The organism is Flavobacterium sp., from assembly GCF_031537875.1.
In the GTDB taxonomy this organism is placed as follows: domain Bacteria; phylum Bacteroidota; class Bacteroidia; order Flavobacteriales; family Flavobacteriaceae; genus Flavobacterium.
In genome coordinates, this window is sequence record NZ_JAVKNB010000011.1 from 1 (window position 1) to 19,251 (window position 19,251).

Here is a 19,251-nt window from a genome sequence, read left to right on the forward strand (position 1 = left end):
GGCTGTTTTGTTTTACAATGACAAATTTTATTATAACAGTGGATATTTTATAAAAGTAGCTGACACAGTAGGGGCAGGAGATTCGTTTTTAGCTTCATTAGTAACTAAACTTTTGCGAGGAGATTCACCTCAAAAATCATTAAATTTTGCTTGCGCAATGGGGGCATTGGTAGCATCAAAAGAAGGAGCAAATCCTGAAATTTCCGAAAAAGAAATCAAAAAATTTATGATGTTGAAAGAGTTTAAAAATATTCAATTAATTTAATAGTAATTCAAAAGCCTCAAGATTTACCTTGAGGCTTTTTTTTCATACTGAAAAAAGTTTTGGGATGTCAGTTAGATGCTTAAAAAATTAAAGTTCTAATGATAATTAATTCAGTCTGTAGATAGTAAAAAAAATAAAAGATGGAGGGTATTTGCCCTCCATCTTTTATTTTAATTCAATACCATAATAATCTAATTTTGAACTCCAACTATCATGTTTATAACAGTAGGCTTCAAAATCATCAATAATGTCAATAAACTTGGTTTTGTTTTTAGTAACAATTTCCTTTGTGTAATCTTTGATGCTCATTCCAAGTAAATCAAAATCCTCGTCATCCTCAATGTCAGTTTCAATTACTTGTGCTACGGATTCTATTGTCCATATACTTCCTGTCATATATTCAGGATGATTTATTAATTCTTTCCATATTTCATCTATGCTTTTCATGTTATCCTTTTTTTGTTTTATAATTTCATTTATGTATTCTTTAACTTTTAACCCAAACCAATATTCAAATTCATTCAATTCAAAATTTTCAAAGTCTTTCATTTGATTTATTATTGTTTTAATATCCCGAGTACAATACTTTTGAATTAGATCAAAGTTTGATTTTTCTCTGATTAATTTTATGTCCTCGTCTGCTTTGTCCTCAAAGTAAACTGAATTACTTAATTCGTCTAATAACATCCCCACAAAGTCTTGCTTTGTGAGGATATTTTTTTTTAAAATTTCGTTTTCCATTATTTAATTATTTGTGTTATTTCTTAACTGGATTTTGTTATGATATTCTTTTGTAGTAATTTCTTTTAATCGAAAGAACTCTCTTTCCGTATTAGCAATAAATAAACCGTTTTCAATTGTGTAAGATGCATTTGCACCTGGCCATATCCAAAATTTACCCATTTCTAAAACATTATTTAAATATTTTTCATTTTCTTGTTTTTGATAGATTGTCATTTGTTAATTAATTTTATTTAATAATTTATTTTTGAATTTGTAGCTACTCGAATTCGGATACAAAACTAGATCCGATATTTTGATTACGCGCTATCCTATTTAAACATTTTATGCAATTCTGGCTCGTTCTAGATAACTGATAACTAAATACTTAAGTTGTTAAAACACACCTTTTTAGATATCTGAAAAGGTGATATATTATCCTAAAAGTTCATAGAAGTAAAAAGGTTGTTTTGAGGAATAAAATGTCCCACTCTTTCCAAAGAAATTATCGTAAGGTTCAAGATAAATTCTTGAGTATTTGTTTGTATTGGGTTCACAGATTAGCTCAAGTTTTTTAATAATCTCTATTTGGTCAATCATATCTTTTTCACAATTGATTAAAAAATGTGTGTGATAATAATTGTCATTGGGATTTTTTTCAACGCTATAGAATAGAGTAAGATGATTGTCTTCTATTTGTAATGTTTTTAGAGCTTCAAATAAGAATCTCATCTTGTTCTTCAAATCTTCAACGGAAGAAGTTACAGGAACGATATTTCCAATGTAGTTCCATTGATAATTCCTCACCCATTTAATAGTTTGACGGAAGTCTCTTTTACTTAACTTTCTCCGTTTTCTGAACAAGTTGTCTAGTTCAGAAATATGAATCAATCTTGTCGGTGACCCAGTTCCTGACGGAATGAACATTGTCCTCAGAGGATCAATATTTTTAATTCTTGTCTTATAGGTAGAGTTAGAGATTGGGTATAATTCTAATATCTCTTTTTTAGTATACCATTGTTTAATTTGTTGCATAAGTAATCTATCTTAATTTATTTAAGTTTAATCGGATCAACATCATTCTAGGGATATCATTATAAGTAAAAGAGACCAAGAAGTGAATTTTTATCTAACCTCTTAAACTATAACCCTCGTAGTATTTGTTCCTTTTTAATTAATAAGCAAAGTGGTTAAGAAAGTCAACTTTGAAAGTTGATTTTTATTGAAAAAATTGGCAAAAATTTATTTTGGGTTTTAAAGGGAATTGAACCTTATAAAACATCCATGGGTCATAATAAAGAGGTCGGATACCCGCAAGGGAGGGGGTACCCCCGTATGGGAGGAGATCGTATTTATTTGAGACTTTTATATCTATTAATGATTATATAATTCCTTACCTCTTCAGATGTCTGAAAAGGTTTATTTTAACAACTTAAGTATTTAGTTATCAGTTATATAGGATGAGTCTGAATTGCATAAAATCTTTACATAGGATAGCGCGTAATCAAAATATCGGCTCTAGTTTTGTATCCGAATTCAGGTGGCCACCCATTCAAAAAATACAGAAATAATTTTAAAGTTTTAATCCGGATTTGACTTTATAATTTATTTCTATTAGAATTTTAAAACAACATTAAATAATCACAAAATGAACACAAAAATGAAAAAACAAAAATTTACAAGAAAACAAGAACAATTTTATTTAAAGGATTTTTTTATCTATATCCAAACAGTTAAAATGCTTAAATCAATTGAAATAGATGAAGAATTATATGAATTTATTTATGACCATTTTAATTTTGAAATACTAGCAGAATGTAGCGAATATAAGTATGAATTATTTAATCTAAATTTTCTAGAGTTTTTAATTCAAGAAAAATGTTTTTTATGTTTCATCAAACTTAATATTGATGAGTATTTAGAGAGTATGTTGATTTATAGAGATGAATTGAAAAAAGCAGCATAAATTATGAGTACATATTATAGACATTTCGGAGGAGTCAGCATTAAAGAGGTTATTGAAATAACTAATTGGAAAATTGGAATACAAGAGAATCCCATCGATGTCAATACTGCAATTGAGAAAAAATACTTTTATTTAACAAATGGTAAACACTATCTATGGTTAAATACTAATAGTTATGGTGAAATTATTTCTTTTACACGTTATGGTGATAACAATGCATCCTTTTTAATTGATTTAATTGGAAATACAATTAGTGAATATGACTTTGAAGAAGGAATAATAAACTGTGACGATGAGGATGAATTAAGTGAATGGATTGAGGAAAATACTTTTTTTGAAGAATTAGAAAAAGAGGCATAATTGATAAGTTTTTATTTTAACTTTTTTAGGGTATACCTTTTATTGTGAGTTTCCAACTTACTCAATTTAGCAATTATTTAGCACTTTAAGTAGCGCATATTCACAATTTTAGCGTGTAATTAGCCCCAACCTAAAATTGTGAAATATGAAAGTACTTTATGTTCGTATTAGTACACTTGAACAAAAAACGGATAGACAAAGAGTTAATGAAAAAGATTTTGAACTTGTAGTTGAGGATAAATGTAGCGGGACAATAAATTTGTTTGAGAGGGAAGGAGGGAAACAATTACTCAGATTAATAGAAAAAGGAGTTTTAACTGAATTATATGTTTGGCAAATCGATAGACTTGGGAGATGTTTATTGGATATTCTCTCTAATATCAAATTTCTAACGGAAAAGAAAATATGTATTCATTTTATATCCCAAGGTTTAAGTACAATTCAAACCGATGGAACAGAGAATAATATTACTAAGATGATAATTTCCATTCTCGGTACTCTAGCGGAAATGGAGAGAAACATATCTCGAGAAAGGCAAATGGAAGGGATTATGGTTGCGAAACTTAAAGGAGATGTTTATACTGGAAGAAAAAAAGGGAGTTCAGAGGATATCTATAAATTTTTATCAAAACCTAAAAACTTAAAAGCACTTGAATATATCAAAAAAGGGTATAAGAATGTTGAGGTTGCCAAGATTGTTGGATTACATTATAATACGGTAACTAAAATTAAAAGATTAAAACTATAGATATGGCAAATCTTCAACTTTACTACACCTATAAACTTGTGAACAGATTATTGACTCGGGCAACTAAACAAGAATTAGGTTCCGGTATTTCAATAAGATTAAATCCTATGAAGTTTATATTGAACCGTACCCACTATAGTTATTGGATAGAGGGTGTTGAACAAGTTTCGGTACTTGTAAAACACCCCGTTCCATTAAACAAATTGAAGATTATTGAAGTGAGTTTGTTATCCAATATCAATATGATTCTAAAGTGTGTTGATTTAGATAACTATAAAGAAGTTAAAAAGATAGATGTAGTTGTAAATTAAAACGGGAGGTCTTCAGTTTCATCATATTCATTTGAAGTAACAGCATTCCCGATATATTGTATTTCTGACTTTTGAATAGCAAAAATATCGTTAGCAAACATTTTGTTGAATTCAAACTCATCTTTGAAGGAGTACGATAGTTCAATAAATGGGGATATTTCCTCAACTCTTTTTCCGAACTCCTCAAAGTCTATCTTAGTCTTTGTTTCAAGATAGATGCGGAACTGCACTAATTTGAAGGTTTCTGTGAAAAAGAAAAACCCTTCAGGTTCAAGGGAGTTAAACCATGAATGATTTGACTTTTTATACTCATCCGGACCAAAAAAGTTAGTAGTAAGCAATCTCCAAAAAGAATCCACTGACGAGAAGTATTTGTTGAACTCTATGGAATCAAATGTGATTTCAATAGTATACCATATCTTTTTTTTCTCCCTAACTTTTATTTCTTTGAATTCGTCAAGTTTATTTTTAATGATTTGTCTTATAGGGCTTGTCATATTTCGTCATTAAAATTTGATTTGTTTAATTCTTGAAACTTGAAATCCATGATAGTATCTTGGTTATCAAACTTGATTTGTTCAGCGGGGAATAAAGGAATGTTGCGAACCCAATTGACATTAACCCCATTTTGTATGAGATTAAGTTTTCTATCCGGAGTTAAATGCTTTAAGTCTTTGTAATCTATGTTACACTTATTTACAAAATCATAGGAGTCGTGAATATTTAATTTCTCATCATAATTCACTTGATAAAAATGAAGAATAAGGTAGGGTAACCCTTTATCCTTTCCGTAATGTATTTCCGGTTTTAAGAAAGTAGTTTTGCCAATCAATCTGTTTTTCAGTTCTTGAACATATACTTTAATCCCCTCGGGAGAATAATATTTTTTGATATTTTCTTGTGTTGGTTCAAACACGGCTTTCCAGTACTTTATGTTTAATGGGTATTTGAGTTGCGCCGCATCAATATATAATCGTTCAATGGATTTCAACAATTCATTACATTCTTTACTTTGATTTGGAAATTCGCAATTACTTTGAATATCAACTGTACCTTTTTCTTTATTTAGTCTTGCGGGAAATCCATAAAAATCTGCTAAATCTATCATCTTATTTGTTTAACTATAAATATGCCGGTTCATTGAAAAGTTGGTTGTCAGGTTCAATAAGTTCTTGCATTATTTCTACTTGGTAATAATCCATAGTTTTTAATGTTCCGAATGTTTCTGTACCTGTTCTAACATCAAATAGCGTGGTGAAATACTGATTATAAAGTTCCCAATCCTGAATACCAATAGTTAGCTCTTTGGGTTTAGGACCAATCTTATTTATTCTTACGGTAAGGTCTAATTCAAGAATGGGCTTAATACTTGTGAATGCCATTATGATTTTAGTGGTATCTGTAGTCACTTCATATTTGTAGAATCCCCCGTCAATATTTTTGAACCACTCCCGGTTAGTTAATCTGCTTGTGGCACTTTTGGAGTTAGAAAACTTTTGGAACCATTTAGATATGGAATAATTTTTATCAAAGAATTCATCAGAGTCATACTCTAATACTACAATTGTGAAAGGTTTATTTGTTTCGGTTTTTTTTAGTTTTTCTAATAATACTTTAATTCTCGCGGTGTTCTTTTTGTTCATTTAGTTGATTGTTTTACTTGTGGGATAATCCTATTTTAGTGTTTAAGGCTGTTTATAAGTGTTTGTTTAAATTTACCCTCATCAAATCCTGGCAAAAAGGGTTTAGTTTGGAACCTATAAACTATGGATTGTGATGTGATAATAGGGTTAATCACATTCTCAGTTATCTGAAAAAGTCATGACACTATAAATACTACTGTTTTTTAAAATGTACAATTTTCTTATATTGCAGAAAATATAAATTATCCAAATGGTCGATTATAGTAAATATGTAACAGAGTTTTCTTCAATGTTTTCATCAACATTAGTAGGACTGTTGGAAAATGATATTGAAAGATTGTTGACCAATGAAGAGAGTAGGAAATCAATTGAAGATTTTTTATACTTGACTAAAAAGTTGGAAGAAATAAAATATAGAATAGATCCGATATATACTCTTTCTATTGCAAATCCAAAAAATCCAGACAAGTCATATATAAAGGCTAAAGTAAAATGGCCTTATCTATTTAAGGGCAAACCTAAATCCCCACCTTATATTAATGTCCATATTGGTGCATTAAAAAAATATCCGAAAGGCCTTAAAGATCCTAATCTTCTATATGAGGCACCATCAATTATTCAGTCTTATTTAAGAAAAACTTCACCTATTGAACTTAAAAAAGACGATGGGGGAATTTATTTTATAGAATAAAAGAATCTAATTACCTAATAATCAACTTTTTATAATTTTATTATTAAATTATAGCTAATTTTGTGCTATAAATTAAAAATAAAGTTATACATTTGCGCTGTCAAAGAGACCTAATTTGAAAGTCTTAATGAAAAGTTCTTTAATTCTCTACTTGAGAATTGTATTTGTCGGCAAAGACGATAAACCGTCTTAAAAACCCTATTGAGAGGACAAACTCAACAACAACCCGTTTCAACCAGTCGTAAAGGTTCATTCTAAAACCCATTTATTATGAACACAAACACACAATCTTACGTAGAGTACGTAAAACCAGAGAGCATCTTCAGAAATGAAGAATTAGGTAAAGTTTATAACTTACCTGAGAATTACCAAGCTATTAAAGAAAACATTAAAGAGATGGGTATCATTACCCCACTCATTGTAAATTCAAAGAATATGGTAATTGTATCGGGTAATTTAAGACACACCATTTGTATTGAATTAGGTATACCACTTATTCCTGTTTACTTTGTAGATATTCAAGATGATTTACAATTAGTTTCATTGTCTTCTAATCTTCACAGAGAGAAAACTACAATGGAAAAATACAATGAGATGAAATTGTATAAAACTTTATTTGGAATTAGAAAAGGGCACCGAACCGATCTTAATCCTGAATTACAAAAACTAAAAGAAGAGCGAGATATAATTCTATCTTCAATGTCCAAAGACACTCGCAATAAATTAAACTCTATTGCTACTACTTATGAGGGGTTATATGGGAACTCTAGCAAAGAATTAGATAAGGTATTTTCAAATATTGACAAAGGAGTTATTACTTTAAATAAAGCTTACACAAAAGCAAACCACCTTAAAGTGAAGAGTAACTGCAACCAAGAGTTATTTGGTGGGGATTATGTAACAGCTACCTCAACAATTTACAATAAATCTTCAGAGGTTTTAAGTGAATTAGAAGACGGGACTATAAACGTTGCCTGTTCTTCACCCCCTTATTGGGACATGAAAATGTACCAATTGGATTCTAATCAATTAGGCCAAGAATCTACAGTTGATGAATACATAAATAATCTAAAAAAACATTATTTAGAAGTGTATAGAGTTCTAAAACATGATGGAAGTGTTTGGGTGAATATCAACGACTGTTGTAAAGAAGGAGAGTATCAATTAGTTCCACAAAGATTTGTTTTAATGATGAAATCAATAGGGTTTATTCTAAATGACGAATTCCAATGGTTAAAACAGAACCCTAGACCAACAGGAGGAAAAAGAAGCATTAGAAGACATGAACCAATTTTTCATTTTGTAAAATCTAAAGATTTCTATTACAACGAAGAATGGTTGAAAGATTGTGAGGATATAAATAACTCGTTTTCAATTGGTACAACTCAGGTTTGTCCAAAACTAACTTCATCTTTAGATTTCTTTGGTGGTGTATTAAAAACCGGAGTTTCTTCAACAAGAGAATTGAAGAAAAAGTGTGAAGATCGTGGAGTGATTTTAGACCACCAAGCCACTTTCCCTTTAGATGTTCCTATGATTTGTCTGAAACTAACCTCAAAACCTTATGACAAAATTCTTGATAATTTCAACGGCACCGCAATGACAGGCCAGGCTGTAATGGAGTTGGGTCAAGGAAGAGAATATATCGGTTACGAACCTTCACCTGAATATATGTTGGCTTCAGAGATTAGATTATCTGAATATGAATTAGGTCAAGTAGCATAGTACAAAATTATTATTGAATTAAAAAATTAAAATCATGAATACAGAAAATAGATACCTTAACGTAAAACAACTTTCAGAGTACTTAAAAATATCCACCTCTAATATCTATAAAAGAACTACAAACGGCTCAATACCTATCATTAAAATGAGAAAGAGAGTATTGTTTGATAAAGAAGAAATTGATAGATGGATGAGTAATGGTTGCGATTCTAATTTTGAAATGCCAACATTAAAAGCAGCTTAGGGATATGGCAACATTCACATTAGTTTTGGATACTCGGCTAAAAATGAAAAATGGGAAGTACAATCTTTCGATTAGAGTTTTAAATGGTAAAGAGCAGATATACTTACAATTATCTAAAATGACAAAAGAACAATACAATCATATTTTTGTAAAAAAATCTATGGATGTAAGTTGTAGAGAGTTTAGAAAAAGTTGTAATGAAAGTTTAGCAAAGAGTGAGAAGTTGTTTACGGAGATTAATCCATTTAATAAACAAAAATACAGAGAACAATTTTTTCAGGTTGAAGGAACCAATACAAATTCTTATCTGTTAAGAGACCTCTTTGATAGATTTATTGATAACTATAAAAGTTTGAAACTATCAAGTATTAAGCATTACAAATACACAAAACTTGTATTTGAAAATTATAGTCCAAATGTAAATATATTAGATGTTAACCTTTCGTTTATAAATAATTTTATAAAAGATAGAACTCAAGCGGGAATTAGTCAAAGTACCATTGAATCTAATTTACGTAATCTAAGGAGGATTGTAAATTATTTTACCAATGAAGAGAAAATATTACCCACATATTATCAATATCCATTTGGGAAAGGTGGATATAGTATTCAAAACTTATTCCCGAGTAAATTAGTATTGACAAACGAAGAGATTAAACAAATAATCAATATGACTGAATTTGATTCTCCACAACAAGAATATGCAAGAGATATTTGGTTAATGTTGTATCGTTGTAACGGAATTAATTTTGCCGATTTACTTCGAATGAGATGGTTAGATATTAGAGGCGAGTGTATAGAGTTTTATAGAAAAAAAACAGAAACAACACGAAAAAGTAATAGAAAAAAAATAATGGTTCCTATCACCAAAGACTTGAAGTTGTTAATTGATAAAATTGGAGTTAAGGATAGTGTTTTTATTCTCGGTAAATTGAAAGAAGGTTATACAGATAATATGTTTGATAACAAGAGTCATAAGTGGAAGGCTATAATTAACTCTCAATTAGAATTGATAACACAAAAATTGAATTTGTCTGTTCCGTTAAGAACTAAAAGTGCAAGAGATTCCTATGCGACAACTCTTAATAGAGCGGGAGTGTCAAAAGACAAGATAGGAGAAATGTTAGGACATTCAAATTCAATTGTGACGGAACATTATATCGCAAGTCTTGATAGGGAGACTGTTTTTAATGTAAATAAACACCTTTTATAAGGTGTTTTTTTTGGACTGAATTCAAGCAATAAATGATATTAATTTAGGAAACCTTAATAGTTTTATTAAATTTGATGGAGGGACGATTTAACTAAGCAATATTGAAGAATCAAAATCGTTATACTTTTATTGTTTTCAATAATTTAACTATGAATAATTATGAATGCGGAAGAAATTAAAAATCAATATTTAACTATTGATGGCAACCATATAAAGCCTATGCAAAAAGTAAATACTCTTAAGAGTAAAGAAGATTTGTATGATATTTTGAAATGGTGGAGTATAATATCTACTAACCAAACAATAGGAGATTTGAAGATTATGAACAATAATCAAAAGTTGATATTAATTCAAATCGGTTCTTCAAACTATTATATCAACGCAGACTCAAGTAAAATAGGTGTAAAGGAGTTTTTATCAAATAAAGGGAATCTGTGGAAAATAATAGAAAATGAAAATGGAAAGAAAAACAAAGTAACTAATAGATTAGACGACGAACCTATTCCGTATTTTTATATGTACAAAGAAATTTAGTAAATAATCAATTCATATAATTTACTTAATGGGAGTATTTGATTTATTTAGAAAAAACAAAAATATTATTACCGATAATGGTCTTAATAAAATTTATTATGACAATGGTAAAGGTTTTATTAAAGAGCAATTTGTTAAAACTAATGGAGTTATTGATGGTGAATTTATTTCGTATGAAAGAAATGGGACCTATCAAAAAAAACAATTTAAAAATGGTGAAATATGTTTAACTGTAGAAGAGCAACTTGAGAAAGATAGACAAGAGAAAATATACAAAACCATACAGGAACAAATTGATAATTTGTTGGCCTTAGATAATTTAATAGTTAAACTAATCCATATTCCTTTTTTAATGCAAATGGAAAATCCTACGATTGAAATTTGCACAAAATGGATTAATGATAAATTGGGTAACAGATTCGATGAGGAATTAATTATGTTTTACTTATTTACGAAACGTAATTTCTACATAAATGAGTTAATTACGTCCGGGAATGAGACAAAATTAATTGACAGTATTTTTACAACAGAAATAAAAAATTATCAAAGAAGAAGATTGATACCCAAATTCAAATTTGAATGGTATAACTATACTCTAAGTGAGCAAATACTAGATAAACTTTTAATGGATAAAAATTCCGGAATAAAGCTTGAATGTGGATTATCAATATGGGGTAATGGAATTAGTAAAAGAATATTTAGTCAAGATTCAGTTTTTTTTGGATTAAATTGTGACGCCTATTTATTGATTCATAAAGTATTGGCAAATAGTGAGAAAAGACTTGATAAGTATTTTTTAAATAGAAGTTTGGAAAAAACATTTAAAGAGAAATCTGTCCCTGAGAATGAAAATGAAGAAATGATTATTGAAAGTACTGAGAATGAAATAATATCAATATGTAATAAAAACAAATTGAATCAAGAAGAACTAGTAATGAGTTTATACTAATTCAATAAAGCCGTAAAGAATGGGTTTAATTACAAGCAAGATTTCGAGCAAGATTTCTTGATAAAAGAGGTAAAAAAATGATAAATAGTGTAATTTATTAAAATTACAACTTGTTGCAAGTCAATGAATACGGGGGTTTATGGAAAATTGTTTGAAACACTCATAATCAGGTGGTCCTTGGTTCGAGCCCAGGTGGGACCACAAAAACAAGCCTTTCAAGTAATTGAGAGGCTTTTTTTATGGGTTTCCCCAACGGATTAAAATCCTAGCTAAACAAAGTCTCCTGGCTTTAAACTATTTGTGACTATTCTTAATTATTAAATTTATTTCTCGATATTTACTTTTTAAATCAAATAGTATGAAACGAAGAAGATTTATAACGGCATCCGCCTTATTGGGATTTACAGGGTTTAGTTTTGGGATGCGTCCCAAGAAAAAACAATTGTTACACCATGTGTTTTTTTGGTTGAAAAACCCTAGCTCTGAAGCGGATAAACAAGAATTGCTTTCTGGATTAAAAACCTTGGAAGCCATTCCCGTAGTGCGTCAAATCCATATAGGATTGTTGGCCTCTACGGAGCCACGCGAGGTGGTAGATACGTCTTGGCAAGTTTCTGAATTATTGTATTTTGATAATGAAGTAGATCAAAAAATCTACCAAGACCATCCCATTCATCAAGCTTTTGTGAAAAACTACGCGCATCTATGGCAAAAGGTTGTAGTGTATGATATGGTGGAGGTGTAAGTAGTAATTTTTAATACTATTACAATTTAAAAAAAAAGTAATAAATTTGAAACGTATTCCCAAATTATAATTTTCAAATGAAGCTTATAAAGATTGTATTCCTTTTTTGTTGCCTGAGTATAACTGTTACAGCCCAAACAGGTATAGGGACTACTACACCTGATTCTTCAGCAAAGTTAGAAGTAGCTTCAGCCAACAAAGGAATTTTAATTCCTAGAATGACTAGCGCACAAAGGGACGCAATTGCCAATCCCGCCAATGGCCTATTGGTGTATCAAACAGATGGGATAATAGGGTTTTATGTCAATTCAGGGAGTTCAGGAACCCCCAATTGGACTAGAATAAATTCTGATTGGGCTAGATCAGGAAACGATATTAGTTACTCTGCAGGGAATGTTTCGATTACGGGTAATCAAACTACTGGAGGTTCGGTAACCGCATCTTCCTTCATTGGTGACGGAAGTCAGTTGTCTAATGTAGTAACGCGAGTTACAGGAAGTTGGACTTTGGTTCCAGGGGACAATGTTGTAAGCTTTTCAGTTACTTCTGGAGGAGTCTATTCTATGTGGGTTAATGGGAATGTTCCCAATGGTATTGTAACATGGAATGCAACTGTAACTACAGCCAATACGAATGTGCCGGTAATTGGGAGTCAGTATGGATGGTATTATGCTACAGGTAATGCTTTAGTTTTAACCGCTATGCCAGATCAAATTATAGGAACAAATAATACGATTCTTAACTCACCAAATGGTTATGGTCCTAATACAAGTAACCAATTCAAATTTGGTATTAGAAATAATAGCGGCTCTAATCAAATCATTAATTGGGGATATATAAAATTGTAATATGTCTTATTTCGCCCTATCGATTCCCGTACAATCGACTTACGTATTTACCAATCACATCAAACTCTAAGTTAATAACAGTACCAATTTGAAACGCATTGAAATTAGTATGTTCGTAGGTGTACGGAATAATCGCTACGCTAAATTGATTTTGCTTGGAATTGACTACTGTTAAACTGACTCCGTTTACCGTAATAGAACCTTTTTCGATAGTAATATTGTTAGCCACTGAGTCGTACTCAAACGTGTAATGCCAACTTCCACCAGCTTCTTCCATAGCAATACAAGTTCCAGTTTGATCCACATGTCCTTGAACGATATGGCCGTCCAAGCGATCGCCTAGTTTCATAGCGCGTTCTAAATTGACAGTGTCGCCTACTTTCCAGTGGGATAAATTAGTTTTGTTAATCGTTTCGGCAATGGCAGTAACGGTATATGTATTGTCTTTAATGGCCACTACGGTCAAACATACTCCATTGTGCGCCACACTTTGGTCGATTTTTAATTCGCCAGTGATGCTTGATGCCACCGTAACATGAACATTGTCTTGATCTTTTTGTATTTCTTGAACTCTTCCGAGTGTTTCTATAATCCCTGTAAACATTTCTTGTTTTATTTTACTAAATTTGCACTTCAAAATTAGTAATAAATAAGCTCAAGGCAGTATGAAAAAAGCAGAAAATATAATTGTTGGAATTTCGATTGGAGATTTAAACGGTATTGGAAGCGAAGTGGTGCTAAAAACATTCGAAGATTCGAGAATGTTAGAAATGTGTACGCCCGTTATTTTTGCTAATGTAAAACAACTTTCGTTCATTAAACGCAATCTGAATTCAGAGATTAATCTTCACGGAATCGATCGTTTAGACCAATTAGTTTTGGGAAAAGTGAATGTATTGAACGTTTGGCGAGAAGGTTTTGATTTGAATTTGGGAACCAATGACGAGACGGTTGGCGAATATGCTATCAAATCATTTGTGACTGCAACGCAAGCACTTAAAGAAGGAAAAGTAGATGTGTTGGTCACTGCACCAATCAACAAATACAACATACAATCGGATACGTTTAAATTTCCAGGACATACGGACTATTTAGCACAAGAATTAGAAGGCGATGCCTTGATGTTTATGGTGCAAGACAATTTGCGTGTAGGTTTATTGACGGATCATATTCCGGTGAGTGAGGTCGCTTCTCATTTAACTGAGGCTTTGATTACTAAAAAAATAGAAACAATAAAACAATCGTTGATTCAGGATTTCAGCATCAACAAACCAAGAATTGCGGTTTTGGGGGTTAATCCACATTGTGGTGATGGAGGAGTTATTGGTAACGAAGATGACCTGATTTTAAAACCAACGTTGAAAAAGATTTTTGAAAAAGGGACTTTGGTTTTTGGACCTTTCCCAGCTGATGGGTTTTTTGGAAGTAACCAATATGAGAAATATGATGCGGTTATTGCTACCTATCACGATCAAGGATTGATTCCGTTTAAGACTTTGTCTTTTGGGAATGGAGTAAATTATACAGCCGGATTGAACAGAGTTAGAACTTCTCCAGATCATGGAACTGCTTATGATATTGCAGGAAAAGGAATTGCAGATTACAATTCGTTCAAAGAGGCGGTTTATTTGGCTATTGATATTTTTCATTCGAGAAATCAATACCAAGAAATCAGTCAAAATCCTTTGAAAATAAGAGAAAAACAAGAGTTTTCAAAAAAAGGAGAATAAGGGTATTGGATTTATAATAATTTTATATCTTTGCGCTCCCGTAGTTGAGGGTAAAATGTTGTTGAAATGAAGAAGACTAAAGAATATTTAATTCCGTTTGTAGGATTAAAGCTAGGGAAACATCATTTTGAATATCAAATAGACAATGTGTTCTTTGACATCTTTGATTATGACGAATTTCAAAATTCGGATATCAAAGTAAATGTAGTTTTAGAGAAAAAGTCCAATATGCTGGAAATCAGTTTCAAGCATGAAGGAATAGTACATGTACCCTGTGATGTAACAGGAGAAGATTTTGATTTGCCAATCAAGAGTAAAATGAAATTGATTGTTCGTTTTGGCGAAGAATTCAATAATGACAATGAAGAATTATTGATTTTGCCTTTCGGTGAATTTGAAGTCGATATTGCTCAGTATATTTATGAAATGATTGTACTTTCAGTACCTCTAAGACGAGTTCATCCAGGAGTAAAAGACGGGACTTTAGAGTCAGAAGCCTTAAAAAAATTGAATGAATTAGCAGTCAAAGAAACCAAAAAAGAGAATAAAAAAGAAGAAAATATTGACCCTCGCTGGGACAAATTAAAGCAACTATTAACGGATAAATAATATAGTAAAATGGCACATCCTAAGAGAAAAATCTCGAAAACAAGAAGAGATAAGAGAAGAACACATTATAAAGCAACTGTAGCTCAAATCGCTACATGTCCTATCACAGGAGAAGCACACTTATACCACAGAGCTTACTGGCACGAAGGTAAAATGTACTACAGAGGACAAGTGGTTATTGATAAATCAGAAGCTGTTGCTTAATACATTTTTGTAGACAAAATAGAACTCTCACCATGTGAGAGTTTTTTTTGTTGTCTATAATTTTCATCAAATTAGAGTGTTAAAAGGTTTGGTTTAGAAATTTTTTTGTAATTTTCAAATCTTTTAAAAATTTGTCAAATGCCTAGCATTTGATTACAATAAATGAATACAATGAGTACAATTACAGCCGCAATTACCGCTGTTGGAGCCTATGTTCCAGATTTTGTTTTAACTAACGAAATTCTTGAAACCTTGGTCGATACGAATGACGAATGGATTACCGCTCGTACAGGAATTAAAGAAAGACGTATTCTGAAAGACGATAGCAAAGGGACTTCTTACCTTGCTATTATGGCCGCTAAAGATTTAATGGCTAAAGCTAATTTAGATCCTTTGGAGATCGATTTAGTGATTGTGGCAACTGCCACTGCTGATATGCCTGTTGCAGCTACTGCTGCGTATGTGGCTACTGAAATTGGCGCAACTAACGCATTTGGTTACGATTTACAAGCCGCTTGTTCTAGCTTTTTATTCGGAATGTCAACTGCCGCAGCCTACATTCAATCAGGAAGATATAAAAAAGTACTACTTATTGGCGCTGATAAAATGTCATCTATTGTAGATTATACAGATCGTACGACTTGTATTATTTTTGGAGATGGCGCTGGTGCTGCTTTATTTGAACCAAACTATGAAGGTTTAGGATTGTTAGATGAATATTTGCGTTCTGACGGGGTTGGACGTGATTTCTTGAAAATCCCTGCCGGAGGTTCATTGATACCTACTACAATTGATACTGTTAAAGAAAACAGACACAATATTATTCAGGATGGAAAAACCGTTTTTAAATATGCTGTAACTAATATGGCTGATGCAAGCGAACAAATCTTGAAAAGAAATAATTTGACTAATGCAGACGTAAATTGGTTAGTGCCACACCAAGCTAATAAACGTATCATTGACGCTACTGCTAGCCGAATGAATTTAGAAGAAGAAAAAGTATTGATGAATATCGAACGATATGGAAATACAACTTCGGCTACTTTACCATTAGTATTGAATGATTTCGAAAAACAATTCAAAAAAGGAGATACGATAATATTTGCTGCTTTTGGTGGTGGATTTACCTGGGGTTCTATTTACTTGAAATGGGCCTACGACAAAAAATAAATGTAAACTAAAAACAAATCATTATGGATTTAAAAGAAATTCAAAACCTAATCAAATTTGTTGCAAACTCAGGAGTTGCAGAGGTTAAATTGGAGATGGACGATGTAAAAGTAACCATCAGAACGACTTTAGAAGGTAATGCTACAGAAACAACTTATGTTCAGCAAATGCCAGCGCAACCAATGCTTCAACAAGCAGTGGCTCCTCAAGCAGTTGCTCCAGCGGCGGCAGCACCTGCTGCTCCAGCAGCACCAGTTGCAGAAGAGTCTAAATATATTACAATCAAATCACCAATTATTGGAACATTCTATAGAAAACCTTCTCCAGACAAACCAGTTTTTGTTGAGGTAGGAAGTACTATCGGAAAAGGAGATGTACTTTGTGTGATTGAAGCAATGAAATTATTTAACGAAATCGAATCTGAAATTTCAGGTAAAATCGTTAAAATTTTAGTGGATGATATGTCTCCAGTAGAATTTGATCAACCATTATTCTTGGTAGATCCATCATAATTTAATAGTTTAAAAGTATAGTAGTTTAGAAGCTTAAGGGTTTATTAACCTCTTTCTTCTAACCGCTTAAACACATAAACTTCTAAACAAAAAAGTATGTTTAAAAAAATATTAATTGCAAATAGAGGAGAGATTGCACTTCGTGTAATTCGTACTTGCAAAGAAATGGGAATCAAAACAGTTGCTGTTTATTCTACTGCTGATGCGGAAAGTTTACACGTAAAATTTGCAGATGAAGCAGTATGTATTGGTCCCGCTCCAAGTAATTTATCCTATTTGAAAATGTCCAATATTATTGCTGCAGCAGAGATTACTAATGCTGATGCAATTCACCCAGGATATGGTTTCCTTTCAGAAAATTCAAAATTCTCAAAAATCTGTCAAGAACACGGAATCAAATTTATTGGTGCCGCTCCAGAAATGATTGATAGAATGGGAGACAAAGCTTCGGCTAAAGCTACCATGATTGAAGCAGGAGTTCCTTGTGTTCCAGGTTCTGTTGGGATTTTAGAATCGTACGAACAAGCAGCTGAATTAGCTAATCAATTTGGTTATCCAGTAATGTTGAAAGCCACTGCGGGTGGTGGTGGAAAAGGAATGCGTGCGGTTTGGAAAGAAGAAGATTTATTGAAAGCATGGGAAGGCGCTCGTCAAGAGTCGGCTGCCGCTTTTGGAAATGACGGAATGTACTTAGAGAAATTAATCGAAGAGCCTCGTCATATCGAAATTCAAGTGGTTGGAGATTCTTACGGAAAAGCTTGTCACCTTTCTGAAAGAGATTGTTCTGTACAACGTCGTCACCAAAAATTAACTGAAGAAACTCCATCTCCATTTATGACGGATGAATTGCGTCTAAAAATGGGAGAAGCTGCTGTAAAAGCTGCCGAATATATTAAATATGAAGGAGCTGGAACAGTAGAATTCTTGGTAGACAAACACCGTAATTTCTATTTTATGGAAATGAATACGCGTATTCAAGTGGAGCATCCAATTACAGAACAAGTAATTGATTACGACTTGATTCGTGAGCAAATTTTAGTTGCGGCTGGTGTGCCAATTTCAGGTAAAAATTACTTGCCACAATTGCACGCAATCGAATGCCGTATCAATGCTGAAGATCCATACAATGATTTCCGTCCTTCACCAGGAAAAATCACTACGCTACACATGCCAGGTGGTCACGGAGTTCGTTTAGATACTCACGTATATTCAGGCTATTCTATTCCGCCTAACTACGATTCTATGATTGCTAAGTTGATTACAACAGCGCAAACACGTGAAGAGGCGATTAGCAAAATGAGAAGAGCCTTAGACGAATTCGTTATTGAAGGCGTTAAAACAACTATTCCGTTCCACAGACAGTTGATGGACGATCCTCGTTATATTGCGGGGGATTATACCACTGCTTTCATGGACACATTCAAAATGAATGATCCGGAATAAGAAATAAAAATATATTTCATAAAAAACCTTGCAGCGATGCAAGGTTTTTTGTTTCAAATAATAGGCTATGTATTATCATATAATTATTTTTTTCGATTAAAGATTTTGTATTTTTGATTAGTGCATAGCGCCAACTAACCGAAATTCAGAAAATGAAAAATAATTTAGATGCTTTATTGAATCAATTAGAACACTATATTTCTAAAAATGAAACTATCAATTTACAAGTATCACAATCCACTGTCGGATGGCAAATTGAACATTCGCTTTTAACCATCAATGGTGTTGTTAGCGCTGTACATAAGTCCAATCCTAAAGACTACCACTGGAAGTTTAGTTTAATTAAGATAATGGTTTTGGCAACCAAAAAAATTCCAAGAGGAAAAGCAAAAGCACCTAAAGTGGTTGTTCCAAAAGCAGATATAACATGTGCTGACCTAGAACACCATTTAGCAAAAGCAAGAGATACAGTTAAATCGTTGGAGCTAGTTTCCAGAGACAACTATTTTGAGCATCCGTATTTTGGAAAACTCAAACTAAAAGAAACGATTCGTTTTCTTGAAATTCATACTACACATCATTTGAATATCATTGAAGATATTGTCAACAATAAGTAATAAA

The 19,251-nt window shown here is 31.9% G+C and carries 27 protein-coding genes; 20 read left to right on the top strand and 7 right to left on the bottom strand.

Annotated elements, in window-relative coordinates:
- On the top strand, nt 1-265 hold a 265-nt coding region (locus tag RMR09_RS07245), incomplete at its 5' end, for a PfkB family carbohydrate kinase (protein WP_310595134.1).
- A 165-nt stretch (nt 266-430) separates the two neighbouring features.
- Here the strand turns inward: RMR09_RS07245 and RMR09_RS07250 are convergent.
- The 3 genes from RMR09_RS07250 to RMR09_RS07260 all read right to left on the bottom strand — a co-directional run bounded on the left by RMR09_RS07250 (nt 431) and on the right by RMR09_RS07260 (nt 2,020).
- A complete protein-coding gene (locus RMR09_RS07250) occupies nt 431-1,006 on the bottom strand; it encodes a hypothetical protein (RefSeq protein WP_310595135.1) in 576 nt (191 codons plus the stop codon).
- Between the two features lie 3 nt (nt 1,007-1,009).
- On the bottom strand, nt 1,010-1,222 hold the full coding sequence (locus RMR09_RS07255) for a hypothetical protein (protein WP_310595136.1): 213 nt from the start codon (nt 1,220-1,222) through the stop codon (nt 1,010-1,012).
- Nucleotides 1,223-1,420: 198 nt separating this feature from the next.
- Nucleotides 1,421-2,020: a hypothetical protein gene (locus RMR09_RS07260; protein WP_310595137.1), complete on the bottom strand. Its 600-nt coding sequence runs from the start codon at nt 2,018-2,020 to the stop codon at nt 1,421-1,423.
- A gap of 625 nt (nt 2,021-2,645) precedes the next feature.
- Between RMR09_RS07260 and RMR09_RS07265 the strand changes: the two genes are divergently transcribed.
- The 4 genes from RMR09_RS07265 (at nt 2,646) to RMR09_RS07280 (ending at nt 4,370) form a co-directional block, all read left to right on the top strand.
- A complete protein-coding gene (locus tag RMR09_RS07265) occupies nt 2,646-2,951 on the top strand; it encodes a hypothetical protein (protein ID WP_310595138.1) in 306 nt (101 codons plus the stop codon).
- Between the two features lie 3 nt (nt 2,952-2,954).
- Nucleotides 2,955-3,311, top strand: a complete 357-nt coding sequence (locus RMR09_RS07270) for a hypothetical protein (RefSeq protein ID WP_310595139.1) — start codon at nt 2,955-2,957, stop codon at nt 3,309-3,311.
- Nucleotides 3,312-3,456: 145 nt separating this feature from the next.
- Nucleotides 3,457-4,059 carry a recombinase family protein gene (locus RMR09_RS07275; RefSeq protein WP_310595140.1) on the top strand — a complete coding sequence of 201 codons (603 nt, stop codon included), beginning with the start codon at nt 3,457-3,459 and terminating at the stop codon, nt 4,057-4,059.
- A 2-nt stretch (nt 4,060-4,061) separates the two neighbouring features.
- Entirely contained in the window at nt 4,062-4,370 is a 309-nt protein-coding gene (locus RMR09_RS07280) for a hypothetical protein (RefSeq protein ID WP_310595141.1), read from the top strand.
- Here RMR09_RS07280 and RMR09_RS07285 read toward each other — a convergent pair.
- The 3 genes from RMR09_RS07285 to RMR09_RS07295 are packed head-to-tail and all read right to left on the bottom strand — an operon-like array spanning nt 4,367 to nt 6,013.
- Nucleotides 4,367-4,867 carry a hypothetical protein gene (locus RMR09_RS07285; RefSeq protein WP_310595142.1) on the bottom strand — a complete coding sequence of 167 codons (501 nt, stop codon included), beginning with the start codon at nt 4,865-4,867 and terminating at the stop codon, nt 4,367-4,369. The genes RMR09_RS07280 and RMR09_RS07285 overlap by 4 nt on opposite strands.
- The gene (locus RMR09_RS07290; protein ID WP_310595143.1) at nt 4,864-5,478 is read right to left on the bottom strand and encodes a hypothetical protein; all 615 of its coding nucleotides are present in this window, start codon (nt 5,476-5,478) and stop codon (nt 4,864-4,866) included. The genes RMR09_RS07285 and RMR09_RS07290 overlap by 4 nt, the downstream gene beginning before the upstream one ends.
- A 13-nt stretch (nt 5,479-5,491) precedes the next feature.
- Entirely contained in the window at nt 5,492-6,013 is a 522-nt protein-coding gene (locus RMR09_RS07295) for a hypothetical protein (RefSeq protein ID WP_310595144.1), read from the bottom strand.
- A 250-nt stretch (nt 6,014-6,263) separates the two neighbouring features.
- On the opposite strand from RMR09_RS07295, the gene RMR09_RS07300 reads away from it, so the two are divergent.
- The 8 genes from RMR09_RS07300 (at nt 6,264) to RMR09_RS07335 (ending at nt 12,962) form a co-directional block, all read left to right on the top strand.
- Complete coding sequence (locus RMR09_RS07300; RefSeq protein WP_310595145.1) at nt 6,264-6,704, top strand: hypothetical protein; 441 nt, start codon at nt 6,264-6,266, stop codon at nt 6,702-6,704.
- Nucleotides 6,705-6,974: 270 nt separating this feature from the next.
- Nucleotides 6,975-8,429, top strand: coding sequence for a DNA modification methylase (locus RMR09_RS07305; protein ID WP_310595146.1), 1,455 nt, complete (start codon nt 6,975-6,977; stop codon nt 8,427-8,429).
- A 34-nt stretch (nt 8,430-8,463) separates the two neighbouring features.
- A complete protein-coding gene (locus RMR09_RS07310; RefSeq protein WP_310595147.1) occupies nt 8,464-8,673 on the top strand; it encodes a helix-turn-helix domain-containing protein in 210 nt (69 codons plus the stop codon).
- 4 nt (nt 8,674-8,677) lie between these two features.
- Entirely contained in the window at nt 8,678-9,886 is a 1,209-nt protein-coding gene (locus RMR09_RS07315; RefSeq protein ID WP_310595148.1) for a tyrosine-type recombinase/integrase, read from the top strand.
- Nucleotides 9,887-10,045: 159 nt separating this feature from the next.
- The gene (locus tag RMR09_RS07320) at nt 10,046-10,420 is read left to right on the top strand and encodes a hypothetical protein (protein WP_310595149.1); all 375 of its coding nucleotides are present in this window, start codon (nt 10,046-10,048) and stop codon (nt 10,418-10,420) included.
- 28 nt (nt 10,421-10,448) lie between these two features.
- Nucleotides 10,449-11,369: a hypothetical protein gene (locus RMR09_RS07325; protein WP_310595150.1), complete on the top strand. Its 921-nt coding sequence runs from the start codon at nt 10,449-10,451 to the stop codon at nt 11,367-11,369.
- 358 nt (nt 11,370-11,727) lie between these two features.
- Complete coding sequence (locus RMR09_RS07330; RefSeq protein ID WP_310595151.1) at nt 11,728-12,114, top strand: Dabb family protein; 387 nt, start codon at nt 11,728-11,730, stop codon at nt 12,112-12,114.
- A 77-nt stretch (nt 12,115-12,191) separates the two neighbouring features.
- Nucleotides 12,192-12,962, top strand: coding sequence for a hypothetical protein (locus RMR09_RS07335; RefSeq protein ID WP_310595152.1), 771 nt, complete (start codon nt 12,192-12,194; stop codon nt 12,960-12,962).
- Nucleotides 12,963-12,978: 16 nt separating this feature from the next.
- Here the strand turns inward: RMR09_RS07335 and RMR09_RS07340 are convergent, their stop codons facing one another.
- Nucleotides 12,979-13,566, bottom strand: a complete 588-nt coding sequence (locus tag RMR09_RS07340) for a riboflavin synthase (protein WP_310595153.1) — start codon at nt 13,564-13,566, stop codon at nt 12,979-12,981.
- A 61-nt stretch (nt 13,567-13,627) separates the two neighbouring features.
- On the opposite strand from RMR09_RS07340, the gene pdxA reads away from it, so the two are divergent.
- From pdxA to RMR09_RS07375, 7 genes are all read left to right on the top strand, one after another.
- Nucleotides 13,628-14,692 carry a 4-hydroxythreonine-4-phosphate dehydrogenase PdxA gene (gene pdxA / locus RMR09_RS07345; RefSeq protein WP_310595154.1) on the top strand — a complete coding sequence of 355 codons (1,065 nt, stop codon included), beginning with the start codon at nt 13,628-13,630 and terminating at the stop codon, nt 14,690-14,692.
- A gap of 66 nt (nt 14,693-14,758) precedes the next feature.
- A complete protein-coding gene (locus tag RMR09_RS07350; protein ID WP_310595155.1) occupies nt 14,759-15,301 on the top strand; it encodes a DUF177 domain-containing protein in 543 nt (180 codons plus the stop codon).
- A gap of 9 nt (nt 15,302-15,310) precedes the next feature.
- Entirely contained in the window at nt 15,311-15,505 is a 195-nt protein-coding gene (gene rpmF / locus RMR09_RS07355; protein ID WP_031455170.1) for a 50S ribosomal protein L32, read from the top strand.
- A gap of 171 nt (nt 15,506-15,676) precedes the next feature.
- Complete coding sequence (locus tag RMR09_RS07360; protein ID WP_310595156.1) at nt 15,677-16,675, top strand: beta-ketoacyl-ACP synthase III; 999 nt, start codon at nt 15,677-15,679, stop codon at nt 16,673-16,675.
- A 23-nt stretch (nt 16,676-16,698) separates the two neighbouring features.
- Nucleotides 16,699-17,187, top strand: a complete 489-nt coding sequence (gene accB, locus RMR09_RS07365) for an acetyl-CoA carboxylase biotin carboxyl carrier protein (RefSeq protein WP_310595157.1) — start codon at nt 16,699-16,701, stop codon at nt 17,185-17,187.
- A 96-nt stretch (nt 17,188-17,283) separates the two neighbouring features.
- Nucleotides 17,284-18,630: an acetyl-CoA carboxylase biotin carboxylase subunit gene (accC, locus tag RMR09_RS07370; protein WP_229317833.1), complete on the top strand. Its 1,347-nt coding sequence runs from the start codon at nt 17,284-17,286 to the stop codon at nt 18,628-18,630.
- Nucleotides 18,631-18,782: 152 nt separating this feature from the next.
- Nucleotides 18,783-19,247, top strand: a complete 465-nt coding sequence (locus RMR09_RS07375) for a DinB family protein (RefSeq protein ID WP_310595158.1) — start codon at nt 18,783-18,785, stop codon at nt 19,245-19,247.
- Nucleotides 19,248-19,251: the final 4 nt, after the last annotated feature.